A 12796-nucleotide genomic window follows, 5' to 3' on the forward strand; every position below is an offset into this window, starting at 1 on the left:
GTTGATCCAGAAGATCAGCTTAATCGGCGCGCGGGGCTGGGGTGATGTCTATCTCCGCGGTCCGACCACGGATTTCGGCACAATGACGGGTGTGCAGCCAGTGCAGTCCGAACAGTCACCCGTGCAGCCCGCGCGCCGGGCCCGGCCACGGCCTCCGGCGTCCGAGGGGCCCTCGGCGTTCGCCGGTGTCTTCGACGACGCCACCAAGCGCCGCGAACTGCGGCGGATGAAGGCGGTCGCGACCGGGTTCCTGGTCTTCGCGACCGTCGTCTACCTGTTCTGCCGGTGGCAGGAGAGCCGCGGCGCCGGCGCGTGGGTCGGGTACGTGCGTGCGGCGTCGGAGGCCGGCATGGTCGGCGCGTTGGCCGACTGGTTCGCGGTGACCGCGTTGTTCCGGCACCCGCTCGGGCTGAAGATCCCGCACACCGCGATCATCAAGCGCAAGAAGGATCAGCTCGGCGAGAGCCTGAGCAGCTTCGTCGGCGACAACTTCCTCGCCCCCGACGTCGTCTCGGCGAAGGTCGAGAACGCGCAGATTCCGCTGCGCGTCGGGACGTGGATGGCCGAACCCGCCCATGCGCAGCGGGTGGCCGCGGAGACCGCGACGGTGCTGCGCGGCGTGGTCGAGGTGCTCAAGGACGACGACATCACCGCCATCATCGACAACACCATCGTCCGGCGGATCGCCGAACCCGACTGGGGTCCGCCGATCGGCAAGGTGCTCGCCGAACTGCTGCGCGAGAACCGTCAGCTGCCGCTGCTGGACCTGCTCGCGGAGCGTGCGCACCAATGGGCGCTGAACAGCCAGGACACGATCGACCGGATCATCAGCCGGGACTCGCCGTCGTGGTCGCCCAAGTTCGTCGACGCGATGCTCGGCGAGAAGATCTATCGCGAACTCGTCGAGTTCACGTGGAAGGTGCGGTCGAACCCCGAGCACGAGGTGCGCCTCGCCGCCAACCGCTTCCTGATCGACTTCGCCGACGACCTGCAGAACGATCCCGCGACCATCGCGAAGGCCGAGTCGATCAAGGCCGAGATCATGGGGCGCGAGGAGATCACCGGCCTCGCCGCCGCGACGTGGCGGGTGGCCAAGCGGCTCATCATGGAATCCGTCGACGACCCGAACAGCACGCTGCGCCGCAAGGTCGCCGAGAACGTCGTCGCGTTCGGCGAGCGCCTGCGCGACGACGACGAGATGCGCGCCAAGGTCGACGGCTGGCTGCTGTCCGGAACGCGCTACGTGGCCGAGAACTACACCGACGAGATCACCGCGGTCATCACCGAGACGGTGCAGCGGTGGGACGCCGAGGAGGCGAGTCGCAAGATCGAGCTCCAGGTGGGCCGGGATCTGCAGTTCATCCGCATCAACGGCACCGTCGTCGGTGCCCTCGCGGGCCTGGCGATCTACACGATCTCGGAGCTGCTGTTCGCCTGACCGGTCGGGTCCGGGGTGCCCCCGGTCACGTGCTAACAAGAGTGCTTGCAATAGTTAGCACCCTGTTCTACCGTGGGATTTGCATACGGAACAGGGAGTACTGATGGTCGACGAGCCCGACGACATGAGTGGTGCGGCACGCGTTGTCGCCGGCGCCGCTCAGGACATCGGCAGTTTCATTCGCTCGCAGCGGGAAGCCGCGCAGGTCTCATTGCGCCAGCTCGCCCAACTCGCCGGCGTCAGCAATCCCTACCTGAGCCAGATCGAGCGCGGGCTGCGCAAGCCGTCCGCCGACGTCCTCGCGCAGATCGCGAAGGGGCTCCGGGTCTCGTCCGAGGTTCTGTACATGCAGGCCGGGATCCTCGAGAAGCGCCCGCACAGCCCGGTCCGGGATGCCCTGCTGGCCGACGGTGCCATCACCGAACGCCAGAAGCAGGTGCTGCTCGAGATCTACGAGTCGTTCTGTCGGGAGAACGACCCGCAACAGTCCGAAACCGCCGTTCAGGCCCCGGGGGGTATGGCTGGCTCGGACGAAGAAGAGCACGAGATCGCAGATCCACTCGACAGGAGATCCGAGAATGACTGATCCGAAATTCATCGAGAACGTGAAGACGCCGTTCTACGCCGCCGTCGGCACCGGCGACCTGGTCGTCCAGGCCGTCGCCGACGTCGTGTCCCAGGTGCGGGCGCGCGCCGAGAACACGAACACCGACATGTCCGGCCGCCTCGACGAGGCCCGCGAGCGCTGGGCCAACCTGCCGGGCGAGGTGTCCGAGGGCGTCGAGCAGCTGCGCGAGCGCCTCGCCGCACTGCCGTCCGAGCTTCCCGAGGAGCTCGCCGAGCTGCGCGAGCGGTTCACCTCCGAGGAGCTGCGCAAGGTCGCCGAGGCGTACCTCAAGGTTGCGTCCGACCTGTACGTCGCGCTCGCCGAGCGCGGCGAGGAGGCTGTCGAGCGCATCCGCCGGCAGCCCGCCGTCGAGGAGCAGATCGAGCGCGCCGAGGCCGCCTTCGGCGACGCCGTCGAGCTGACCGAGGAGGCGCTCGGCACCGTCGCACGTCAGACCCGCGCCGTTGGCGAGCAGGCCGCGAAGCTCGCCGGGCGCGCCGCCGGCCGTATCAGCGACGTCGCCGACGAGGCCGCCGTGGTGCTCTCGGAGACGAGCGACAACGTCGCCGAGCGGCTGTCCGAGACCGGCGATTCCGTCGCCGGCCGTGTCGAGGCCGCGGGTGAGCGCGCCGAGTCGACGTCCGCCGCCGCCGCCGAGCGTGTCGAGGCCGCCGCCCCCAAGGCTGCTCCGGCCCCGAAGCCGGCCGCCAAGAAGGCCCCGGCCAAGAAGGCTGCACCGGCGAAGACCACCACGGCTGCGGCGGCCAAGAAGGCGCCCGCCGCCAAGAAGGCCCCGGCGAAGAAGGCCACCAACTGATCGGGAACTGATCGCACGCACCACCATCGGGGATCGGCCCCCGCGCAATCCGTTGCGCGGGGGCCTGCGCGTGTGCCGGTCGGGTTCGTAGGATGGAGGCGTGTTCAACGTTCACGGCATCACCGGGCTGATCCTGTTCGCGCTGCAGATGCTCGCACTCGCTGCGGCAGTGTTCGCGGTCTTCCATGCGGTGCGTCAGCGCAAGGATGCGTTCACCGCCGTGGACAAGCTGACCAAACCGATCTGGCTCGGCATCCTGGTCGCGTCCCTGCTGGTGATCTTCCTGTTCGGGCCGGTCCACATGCTCGGGCTCATCGCGGTGGTGGCCGTGTGTGTCTACCTCGTCGACGTCCGCCCGCGCGTCGACGACATCCAGCGCGGCCCGCGTTGGTAGCTGCCGGCAGCTACCGCCTGTCGCCGAGGTCGAAGTAGAGGGTGTCGGACCAGTAACCCAGTCCGAGTTCGCGGATGGGCGCCTCGACGCTCTCCGGTGCGGGCCCGAAGATCCTCTGCCAGAAGTTCGGCTTCGTGGGTGCGAGGCCGGCCAGTGTCGCCTCGATCTCGGTGTCGATATCGGCGAGCTCCCCGATCGTGCGCGTGTTCTGGTCGCCGAGCGGTTCGTCGTCCATGTCGAAGATCTCGCCGCACTCGAGGACGAACCAGCCGTCGGGTTCCGTGTGTTCGCGGAGGAAGGTCATGGCGTCGTCGGCCGACGAGCCGAGGCTCGGGTGATCGATCCGCGCCAGGAACCGCCCGAGCCGGTCGATGCCCGGGGCGCACCGGGCGCTGATCGCGATCGGGTCCGGGTGGTCGGTCCAGATGAGCGATCGGCAGGGCCGCGGGTCCGCCGACACCAGGATGCGGAAGACCAGTGGAATCGCGTACGGCCACTCCGAGATCCCCGAGACGCGGTCGGCGGGGGTGCGCGGCGCATCTCCGTCCGGTGCGAAGGACGTCGTGTAGAGGTAGCTGCGGTTGGCCACGAATGTCTCCTGTCGAGGGCGCGCGGGTCGGCCCAGTCGTGAGAAGAGACTGCCACCGGACCGACCCGGCTGCCGATCGTCCGCGTGGCGTGACGCGAAGTTACAGATAAACCTTGACAACGGTCATTGTGACAGTGTTATCGTCGATTCGGGCCTGAAACGGGCCCGAGCTGCCTCCGATTTCCGGGCCGTGACCTGCGTGGACGCGACTCGCCCGAGCGCCCGGCCGAGCAGGAGTTGACGATGTCGATCACCCATCCGAACGCGCATCGCGGGAAGTCCGGCGAGTCCATCGGACTCCCGACGGGTCGACATATGCGCGTGGGGGACCGGCAGGACACCGCGGCCCGGCTGCTCGCCTCGGCGGCCCGCAAGTCGTACGACCCGCTCGTCGAGGTCGACTGGGAGGCCCCGATCCCCGCGGGCCTGTACGGCATGACCCCCGAGTGGTGCAGCCTGTACGGCACCGAGTTGTGGGATCGGATGACCGAGGAGCAGCGGATCACCCTCACCAAGCACGAGGCCGCGAGCGTCGCCGGCACCGGCATCTGGTTCGAGATGATCCTCATGCAGATGCTGCTGCGCGACATCTATTCGCACGACCCGTCCACCCCGCACGTGCAGTTCGCGCTCAACGAGATCGCCGACGAGTGCCGGCACTCGACGATGTTCGCGCGCTCGGCGCAGCGGTTCGGGATCCCGTCGTATCGGCCCAAGAAGTGGATCCGGAACGCCGCACGCCTGTTCAAGGCCACCGCGTCCGGCTCCCTCGCGTACGGGGGCACGCTGTTCGCCGAGGAGATCCTCGACATGATGCAGCGTGACTTCATGAAGGACGAGCGCGTCCAGCCGATCACCCGGACCGTCAGCAAGATCCATGTCCTCGAGGAAGCGCGTCACATCAAGTTCGCCCGCGAGGAGACGGTGCGCCGCGTGTGGAACCTGTCGCGGCGCAAGCTCGCCTACCAGCGGCTGATCCTCGGCTCGTCCGCGTACTTCATCGTCACGTGCCTGGTGAACGAGCAGGTCTACGCGGCCGCCGGACTGGACGTCGAGGAGGCCAAGCGGGCCGCGAAGACCAACGGGCACTATCACGCGATGATCCGCGAGGCCTCCCGCAAGACGATCGAGTTCCTCGACGAGTGCGGACTCGTCGGCGGACCGTCGAAGCTCCTGCTGCGCCGCGCGCACATCATCTAGTGCCGACCCTCACCGCGATAGAATTTCCCACGCCGTCGACCGCGCCGGAACCGCCGACGTCGTCGCGGTTCCAGTGGGGAAGGCGGAACATGACGGAGTACCGCATCGACGACCTCGCGCGCGAGGCCGGCGTCAGTGTGCGGAATGTGCGGGTCTACCAGGATCGGGGCCTGCTGCCCCCGCCGCGCCGGGAGGGTCGGGCCGGTTGGTACAACGAGTCCCATCTCGCGCGGCTCAACCTGATCGGCCGGATGCTCGACCGCGGTTACACCTTCGCCACGATCAGCGAACTGCTCACCGCCGCCCAGTACGGCCTGCAGGTGCGCGACGTCCTCGAGACCGACGATCCGGGCGGAAGGTGGAAGAAGTACCGCCGCGCCGCGAAGCTGACCATGTCGGAGCTGCGCCGCATGTTCGGCGACCAGACCACCGAGGCCAACATCGCCCTCGGCACGCAGCTCGGGGTCCTCGCGAAGGCCGGCAAGGACTACTCGGTGGCCAACCCGCGGCTGATGGAGGCCGCGCAGGTGCTCGTCGACGCGGGCGTGCCGTTGTCCGACATCCTCGAGCAGACCGAGGCGGTGCGCCGCGATCTCGGCGACGTCGCCGCCCGATTCGTCGAACTCGTCTCCGACCGCTACCTCGCCCCCGAGGGCGGGACGCTCGAGCTCGACGAGGCGAAGGTGTCCGAGGTCGCGGCCCTGGTGAACCAGGTGCGTCCGCTCGCGCACGACGCGGTGCACGCCCTGTTCTCGGAGGCGATGGAGGAACAGATCTCGAAGGCGCTCGCGAAGGCCGCGAGTCAGCTCGAACAGGTTGCGCCCGAGGCTGACTCGACGCGCGCCGGCTAGCGAACAGGGGAGTGGCAGTGAGTGAACGGAAGTCCCGGAAGGGGCTGTGGACGTTGATCGGTGTCGCCGGTGCGACGGCAGCGGCGGTGGTCGTCGCGCGCGGCCGGTCGGCGCCGAGGACCGCGGCGGCGCGTGACGACCAGGCAGAGGCGTCGGCGGTGTTCGCGACCCCCGGGCTCGAGCCGGAGATCGTCCCGGTCGTCTCGGCCGACGGCACCGAGCTCCACGTGCGGGCCTACGGTCCGCCCGACGCCGACGCGATCGTGCTCAGCCACGGCTGGACGTGCTCGGCCGACTTCTGGAATCCGCAGGTCAACGCGCTCGCCGAGAAGTACCGCGTCATCACCTACGACCAGCGCGGACACGGCCGCAGCGGGATCGGGTCCACCCCGCTGAGCCCCGAGGTCCTGGCCGACGACCTGGCCGCCGTCATCACCGCGACCGTGCGCGACGGACGTAAGGCCGAGATCGTCGGGCACAGCATGGGCGGCATGAGCATCGTCGCGTGGGCGGGCAAGTACCCCGAGCAGGTCGACCGCTACGCCCACTCGGTGTTGCTGGCCAGCACCGGCACCGACAGCCTGGTCGCCGAGACGACCGTCATCCCACTACCGCCGCGCTTTCCGCGGGTCCCGGTGCCGGTGGGCCGGGCGATCCTCGGCTCGGCGATGCCGATGCCCGCGTCCCCGATGGCCACCCGGGCGATCAAGTACATCGCGCTGGCGCCCGGTTCGACGCCCGCCGAGGTCGCGTTCTGCGGCCGCATCGTGAGCGAGTGCCACCCCCGGACCCGCGGGGGATGGGGCGCGGCGCTGAGCACCCTCGACATCAGGGACGGACTGAAGAACCTGACGGTGCCGACCACGGTGCTGGTGGGCACCGCGGACCGGCTCACCCCGCCGTCGCACGCCAGACGCGTCGCGCAGGTCCTCGACGACGCCGACAACCTGGAGCGATTGATCGTGCTCAAGGGCATCGGCCACATGACGTCGGTGGAGGCCGTCGCCGACTTCAACGCCGAGGTCGAACGGCTGCGCGGCCTGAACTGACGGGCCGCGGCGCCGGGCTCAGCTGAAGACGACGGTCTTGCGGCCGTGCACCTGGACGCGGTCCTCCAGGTGCCACCGCAGACCGCGCGCCAGCACCAGCTTCTCGATGTCCCGGCCCTGCCGGACCATGTCCGCGACCTGATCGGTGTGGTCGACCCGGATGACGTCCTGCTCGATGATCGGGCCGGCGTCGAGTTCCGCGGTCACGTAGTGGCAGGTGGCGCCGATCAGCTTCACACCGCGCGTGAACGCCTGGTGGTAGGGGCGGGCGCCGACGAACGACGGCAGGAAGCTGTGGTGGATGTTGATCGCGCGTCCGGCCCAGTGCTCGCACAGCTCGGGCGGCAGGACCTGCATGAAGCGGGCCAGCACCACCGCGTGCGGGTCGTGCGCGTCGACGAGCTTGCGGACCTGCTCGAACGCGGGGCCCCGCTCGGCCGGATCCTTCGGGAACGAGACGTAGTGGAAGTCGACGCCGTGCCGCTTGGTGACCCGCTCGAGGTCCGGGTGGTTGCCGATGACGGCGGCGATCTCGCACTGCAGTTCACCGGCGGCGACGCGGCCGAGGATGTCGTGCAGGCAGTGGCCTTCCTTGCTGACGAGCAGCACGACCCGCTTGCGCTCGCCGGTGTCGGTGAGCGTCCACTCGGTCTCGGGGCCCAGCTCCGCGGCGACGGCCGCGAACCGCTCCCGCATCTCCTCGAGGCTCAGGCTGATCGACGACGCCCGCACCGCCTGCCGGGTGAAGAACCAGCCGGTGTCCGCGTCGGCGTGGTACGCGGCCTCGACGATCCACCCGCCGATCTCGGCGAGGAACGCGGAAATACGGGCCACGATGCCGGTGCGGTCGGGGCAACCCAGAGACAGAACGTAACGACGGTCGTCGGTCGAGGCAGCGGAACTCATGGCCCCAGTCTCTCAGGTCACGGAAATCCGACGACCCTCGCCGTGCCGACGAGCGTCGTCGCGTCGACGGTGTGCAGCCCGCGATCGGTGATCAGGCCCATGAAGTCGGCCCGGACCCGCGCGACGACGTCCGGTGCCAGGTCCGACAGGGTCGCGCGCAAACCGCTGCCCAGCACGAAGTTCCAGCAGAACTCCTCCGTCGCCGGGATCAGGATCGGCAGCTCACGCACCTCCACCGCCTCGGTACCGGCCGCGACGAGCCACGCGCGCAGCTTGTCGGGGGTGTCGATGCGCTGCGCCGGTTCCATCTCGTGGGTCCGGTCCGGCAGCGGTTCGGCCAGGTACGGGCCGAGGGCGTCGAGGTACGTCGTCGCGTACTCGCGCAGCGCCGTCTGCTGCCAGGCCGTCACCCCGACGGTGCCCCCGGGGCGGACCAACGTCAGCAGGCGCGCGAACGCGTCGTCCATCTCCGGCAGGAAGAACACCGCGTACGAGCTGATCAGCGCGTCGTAGCCGGCGTCGGGCACGGTGCTCGGCGCCTCCCACGTGGTGGCGTCGGCGCACACGAACTCGATGTTGAGCAGCGCCCGGTCCGACGCCTTCACCCGGCCGCGCTCGAGCATCGCGTCGGACAGGTCGATCGCGTGCACCAGACCGGTCGGGCCGACCGCGGCCGCCGCGGGCAGGGCCGACGCCCCGGTCCCGCTGCCGACGTCGAGGACGGCGTCCCCGGGCCGCAGCCCCGCCTGGAACACCAGGCACTGCCCGGTCGGGCCCCACACGTCGGCGGACACCCGGTCGAAGTCGGCGGCTGCCGCGTCGAAGGTCGCGGCGATCTCCTCGGCGCTCCGGTCGGCCATGCGACCGATGCTAGCGAGCTGTGCCAAGCTTCGAGGCATGTCCGACATCGCGCTCAGTCGTTCCCACGTCGCCGCCATGATCGACCACACGCTGCTCGATCCGGCCGCCTCGGACGCCGACGCCCGCACCCTCGTCGCCGAGGCCCGGGAGCTGGGGGTGTACGCGGTGTGCGTGTCGCCGTCGATGCTGCCGCTGCGGATCGACGACCCGCACGGGCCGGTGCTCGCGACCGTGGTGGGCTTCCCGTCGGGCAAGCATCATTCGCTGGTCAAGGGCGCCGAGGCGCGGCTCGCGGTCGACCAGGGCGCCGCCGAGGTCGACATGGTGATCGACATCGGCGCCGCGGTCGCCGGCGAGTACAACGCGGTGCTCGCCGACGTGCTGACCGTTCGCGAGGCGATCGGCCCGGGGCCAGTGCTCAAGGTGATCATCGAGTCGGCCGCGCTGAGCGACGAGGCGATCGTCGAGACGTGCCGGGCCGCGGCACGGGCCGGGGCGAACTTCGTCAAGACCTCCACCGGCTTCCATCCGGCGGGCGGCGCGAGCGTGCACGCCGTGCGATTGATGGCGGAGACCGTGGGCGGGCGCCTCGGCGTCAAGGCCAGCGGCGGCATCCGGACCGCGGACGACGCGCTGGCGATGATCGCCGCCGGCGCCACCCGGCTGGGACTGTCCCGCACGCGCGCCGTCCTCGACGGGCTCCCGGACCAGTCCTGACGGTTCCGACGCCTCCGGCTACAGGAGGCTGCAGCCGGACTGCGCGTTCGGATCCTGCGGCGGCATCACGTACTGACCGCCCTCGAGGTGCATCTCGATCGCGTCGTCGGTCACGGTCAGCGACGTGGGCGCCATGCCCAGCGGGTACTGCTGCAGGCTGTCGGTGAGGGTCTGCACGATGCCGTCGACCAGTGCGGTCGGCAGCCCCAGGCCGAGGATCTCGGCGCCGACGGTCTCGACCTTGACCTGCCCGTCCTGCACGGTCGGGCGGACCGTCAGATCGGCGAGGCCCGCGGGGCCGACGGCGAACTTCAGCGTCCCCGCGGCGGGGTCGGGGGTCACGGAGGTGACCATGTTGCCCAGCGTCTGCGACTGAATGGTCGCGAGGATGCCGTCGGTCTTCCACGTGACGTCGGCCGTCGAGCTGCCGATCGTGCCGCTGCTGTCGGGGGAGTCCTTCACCTCGATATCGTTGGCGCGGGCGTGGACCTGCATGCCCTGCGCCGGGCCGAACGATGCACCGGCGCTGTCGATGGTCACGTAGGGAATGCTCTTGCCCGTCATCTGCAGCAGGACCGGCTTCCAGCTGAGGCCGACGTCCACCTGGGACCCGAGTTGGCTCTGGAACTGCGACTCCATGCAGCTGGTCGCGCGCTGGCGGACGAACAGCTCGCCGCCGATCGCCGCGACGACGAGTGCCGCGACCACGATCAGGGAGATCACGAGTGCCTTGCGCCGTTTGGGCTTTGGGGCCGTGGGCTTCTGGGGTGCGTTCACTGAGGCCGACATGACAGGAATTGTCCAGCAATACTCTGAGCGGTTTCTGTGAATGAGGACTCGGTATGGATACCTCGGCGCCAAAAGTGTGATCCGCGGCACAGTGCGGGGCTAGGGTGACTGCATGGCGGGCTGGACAGATCCGCGGCGCGAACCGACTCCGGAGGCGGGAGAGGATCTGCGCCGTCTTGCGCTCCGGCAAGCGGGGTATTTCACGACCGGGCAGGCGCTGCGTCTTGGTTGCACTGCCGAGGATATCGGCGGCCGCCTGGCCGAGGGGTCCTGGTTGCGGATCGAACGGGATCTGTTCCGCCTCGCCGCGTTCCCTCGCAGCGACCTCGAGGAGTACGCCAAGTGGTGCGCGTGGTTTGAGGGGGCCGCGGTGGTGTCCCACCAGAGCGCGGCCGAACTACACGGTCTCGGCCACCTGCACCCGAGTTTCGTGCACCTGTCGACGGCGGAGTGCGCCCCCGCGCCCACCCGTCGGCTCGCACTGCACCGTCGGGAGATCCGCGCCCAGGACTACGAACTGGCCGGAACCTTCGGCATCACCACCCCGCTGTGCACCGCGGTGGACCTCGCGTCCGGCGGCATCGCGCAGGACCTGTTCGACGAGGTCGTCAGCGACGGCGTCGCGATCGGCCGTATCGACCCCGAGGCGCTGCGCGCCCAGTGCGAGGGTCGGCCGCAGCAGGTGGCCGAGCGCATCGAGCACGCGCTGGGGTCGTGCCGGTAGCTGCCCGACTAACGCCCGGGCTCGACGTAACTCCACGGCACCGTCAGCACGCAATCGCGGATCCGACGCCGCTGCGGCGCGACGGGCACACCCTGCTCGGCCAGCTGGCGCAGCGCCTCCCGCCAGCGGATCCGCGGACCGAACGGGGCCAGTCCCGCGGAGGTCGCCCACGCCCGGTCGGCGGTCACCAGCAGATCGTGGATCCGCTCGCCCGGCACGTTCCGGTGGATGAGGGCCTTGGGTAGACGTTCGGCGATGTCGCTGGGCCGGTCCACGCCGAACGGGTCCCACGCGAGGGTCAGGGACCGCGGTCCGCGGCGATCGAGCAGCACCCACGCGCACCGTCGGCCCAGTTCGTCGCACGTGCCGTCGACGATCAGGCCGCCCGGCGCGAGCCCGTCGCGCAGCCGACCCCACGCGTGGTCGACGGCGTCCTCCGGGTACTGCCGCAGGACGTTGAACGCGCGGATCAGGGTGGGGCGCAGGCCGGCGAGCTCGAACCCGCCGCGCGCGAAGCTGACACCGTCACGGCCCTCGACCACCCGGTCCGGGTCGATCTCGAGCCCGACGACGCGGACGTCGGGGCGGACCGTGCGGAGGCGGGCGGCCAGCTCGTACGTCGTGACCGGCATCGCGCCGTAGCCGAGGTCGACGATCAGCGGGTCGGGGGCATCGCGCAGCGTGCGCGCCACGACCGGGCTGTGGACGAGCCAGCGGTCGCTGCGGCGCAGCCGATTGATACCCGTGGTTCCGCGGGTGATGACGCCGTCGGGTTTGCCCTCACGCACGCCGGTTACTGCTGCGCGAGCCAGGCGGCGGTGACCTCGGCCTCGGTCCGGAACAGGTCGACCAGGTTCACCAGCATCAGCTGTTCGAGCTTGCCGCCGACGAACGGGAGGAACACCTTCGCCTCCGACGACGTGCGCAGCGTGCACCCGGTGTCGGTGGTGAACAACTCGATCGTCCCGGTGAGGCTGCCCGGCCCGGCGGGGATCGACGCCTCGTAGGTGCCGGTCACCGGCTCCCCGAACGGCGTGTACTTCTCCCTGCGGGTGATGATCAGATCCTTCTTCAGCACGGTCTGCGCGATCTCCGGCAGGTCCTTGCGCGGCAGCACGTGGTGCAGCACCAGGTCGATGCCGTCGTCGGTGACAGTGAGGGTCTCGACGTGGTTCTCGGAGTACTTGCGCATCTCCTCCATCCGCGCCTCCCAGTAGTCCCGGTCGCTGAGCGCGGCGTACACCTTCTCGGCAGGGTGGTCGAACCTGGCGGAATAGTCGATGCGACGGGCCATGACCGGCAGATTACCGGTCGGTGGCCCGCCCGTTGGCGAAAGTGCCGACTACTTCGACGCCGTCCACTGGCCCGTGAAGTCCTCCTCGGCGTCGAGCAGTTCGAGGACCTGCCCGGCGATGACGGACTCGACCTTGCCGCCGATGAGCGGCAGCTTGACCTCCACCTCACCCTCCATGACCAGCAGCGATCCGTCGCCGTCGGCGGTCAGCGTCATGGTGCCGCGAAGCTGCCCGGGGGCGCCCTCGACCTCCGCCGAGAAGGTGCCCTCGGCGCGGTCGCCGTGTAGCGGACCCCACGATTCGGTGCGCTTGATGATCAGGTCACCCGGGCGGACCTTGGTGACCATCGCCGGCAGGTGCTCGGCGGGGACGGACTGCGTCATCGCGACGGCGACCGTGCCGTCGCCGAGCGTCACCTCGTCGAGCTTCGCGCCCGGTCCGCCGACCTCCTGCAGGCGGGCGTGCCAGTAGCGCTCGTCGGTGAGCGCGGCGTGCAGCGTCGCGACCGGATGGGGGTATTGCGCGGAATGCTCGATGTGTCGGGCCATGGACGGCACGC

The 12796-nt window shown here is 69.9% G+C and carries 16 protein-coding genes; 9 read left to right on the plus strand and 7 right to left on the minus strand.

Annotated features, from left to right (window positions below; all coding sequences use genetic code 11):
* Positions 1-226: 226 nt before the first annotated feature.
* The 4 genes from EGT67_RS07755 (at position 227) to EGT67_RS07770 (ending at position 3256) form a co-directional block, all read left to right on the plus strand.
* Positions 227-1438, plus strand: coding sequence for a DUF445 domain-containing protein (locus EGT67_RS07755; RefSeq protein WP_164877506.1), 1212 nt, complete (start codon positions 227-229; stop codon positions 1436-1438).
* Positions 1439-1541: 103 nt separating this feature from the next.
* Positions 1542-2024 carry a helix-turn-helix domain-containing protein gene (locus tag EGT67_RS07760; protein WP_127915489.1) on the plus strand — a complete coding sequence of 161 codons (483 nt, stop codon included), beginning with the start codon at positions 1542-1544 and terminating at the stop codon, positions 2022-2024.
* Positions 2017-2862, plus strand: a complete 846-nt coding sequence (locus EGT67_RS07765; protein ID WP_127915490.1) for a heparin-binding hemagglutinin — start codon at positions 2017-2019, stop codon at positions 2860-2862. Before EGT67_RS07760 ends, EGT67_RS07765 begins: the two co-directional genes overlap by 8 nt.
* A 100-nt stretch (positions 2863-2962) precedes the next feature.
* On the plus strand, positions 2963-3256 hold the full coding sequence (locus EGT67_RS07770; protein ID WP_127915491.1) for a DUF2516 family protein: 294 nt from the start codon (positions 2963-2965) through the stop codon (positions 3254-3256).
* Positions 3257-3266: 10 nt separating this feature from the next.
* On the opposite strand, the gene EGT67_RS07775 is transcribed toward EGT67_RS07770, so the two are convergent.
* Positions 3267-3845, minus strand: coding sequence for a DUF7822 domain-containing protein (locus EGT67_RS07775; protein ID WP_127915492.1), 579 nt, complete (start codon positions 3843-3845; stop codon positions 3267-3269).
* A 315-nt stretch (positions 3846-4160) separates the two neighbouring features.
* Between EGT67_RS07775 and EGT67_RS07780 the strand changes: the two genes are divergently transcribed.
* From EGT67_RS07780 to EGT67_RS07790, 3 genes are all read left to right on the plus strand, one after another.
* Entirely contained in the window at positions 4161-5045 is an 885-nt protein-coding gene (locus EGT67_RS07780; protein WP_241565947.1) for an AurF N-oxygenase family protein, read from the plus strand.
* 89 nt (positions 5046-5134) lie between these two features.
* Positions 5135-5896, plus strand: a complete 762-nt coding sequence (locus EGT67_RS07785; RefSeq protein ID WP_127915494.1) for a MerR family transcriptional regulator — start codon at positions 5135-5137, stop codon at positions 5894-5896.
* Positions 5897-5907: 11 nt separating this feature from the next.
* Positions 5908-6945 carry an alpha/beta fold hydrolase gene (locus EGT67_RS07790; RefSeq protein WP_127915495.1) on the plus strand — a complete coding sequence of 346 codons (1038 nt, stop codon included), beginning with the start codon at positions 5908-5910 and terminating at the stop codon, positions 6943-6945.
* An 18-nt stretch (positions 6946-6963) separates the two neighbouring features.
* Here the strand turns inward: EGT67_RS07790 and purU are convergent, their stop codons facing one another.
* Entirely contained in the window at positions 6964-7851 is an 888-nt protein-coding gene (gene purU / locus EGT67_RS07795; RefSeq protein ID WP_127915496.1) for a formyltetrahydrofolate deformylase, read from the minus strand.
* Positions 7852-7868: 17 nt separating this feature from the next.
* The gene (locus EGT67_RS07800) at positions 7869-8711 is read right to left on the minus strand and encodes a class I SAM-dependent methyltransferase (RefSeq protein ID WP_127915497.1); all 843 of its coding nucleotides are present in this window, start codon (positions 8709-8711) and stop codon (positions 7869-7871) included.
* A 37-nt stretch (positions 8712-8748) separates the two neighbouring features.
* Between EGT67_RS07800 and deoC the strand changes: the two genes are divergently transcribed.
* Complete coding sequence (gene deoC, locus EGT67_RS07805; protein ID WP_127915498.1) at positions 8749-9429, plus strand: deoxyribose-phosphate aldolase; 681 nt, start codon at positions 8749-8751, stop codon at positions 9427-9429.
* A gap of 18 nt (positions 9430-9447) precedes the next feature.
* On the opposite strand, the gene EGT67_RS07810 is transcribed toward deoC, so the two are convergent.
* Positions 9448-10218: an LmeA family phospholipid-binding protein gene (locus EGT67_RS07810; RefSeq protein WP_127915499.1), complete on the minus strand. Its 771-nt coding sequence runs from the start codon at positions 10216-10218 to the stop codon at positions 9448-9450.
* A gap of 112 nt (positions 10219-10330) precedes the next feature.
* Between EGT67_RS07810 and EGT67_RS07815 the strand changes: the two genes are divergently transcribed.
* On the plus strand, positions 10331-10942 hold the full coding sequence (locus EGT67_RS07815; protein WP_127915500.1) for a type IV toxin-antitoxin system AbiEi family antitoxin domain-containing protein: 612 nt from the start codon (positions 10331-10333) through the stop codon (positions 10940-10942).
* Positions 10943-10950: 8 nt separating this feature from the next.
* Here the strand turns inward: EGT67_RS07815 and EGT67_RS07820 are convergent, their stop codons facing one another.
* From EGT67_RS07820 to EGT67_RS07830, 3 genes are read right to left on the minus strand one after another with little or no spacing between them, the layout of a single operon-like run.
* Positions 10951-11730, minus strand: coding sequence for a class I SAM-dependent methyltransferase (locus tag EGT67_RS07820; RefSeq protein ID WP_127915501.1), 780 nt, complete (start codon positions 11728-11730; stop codon positions 10951-10953).
* Between the two features lie 5 nt (positions 11731-11735).
* The gene (locus EGT67_RS07825; RefSeq protein WP_127915502.1) at positions 11736-12236 is read right to left on the minus strand and encodes a DUF2505 domain-containing protein; all 501 of its coding nucleotides are present in this window, start codon (positions 12234-12236) and stop codon (positions 11736-11738) included.
* 48 nt (positions 12237-12284) lie between these two features.
* Complete coding sequence (locus EGT67_RS07830) at positions 12285-12785, minus strand: DUF2505 domain-containing protein (protein ID WP_127915503.1); 501 nt, start codon at positions 12783-12785, stop codon at positions 12285-12287.
* Positions 12786-12796 lie beyond the last annotated feature (11 nt).

The organism is Prescottella agglutinans (assembly GCF_004011865.1).
GTDB lineage: Bacteria > Actinomycetota > Actinomycetes > Mycobacteriales > Mycobacteriaceae > Prescottella > Prescottella agglutinans.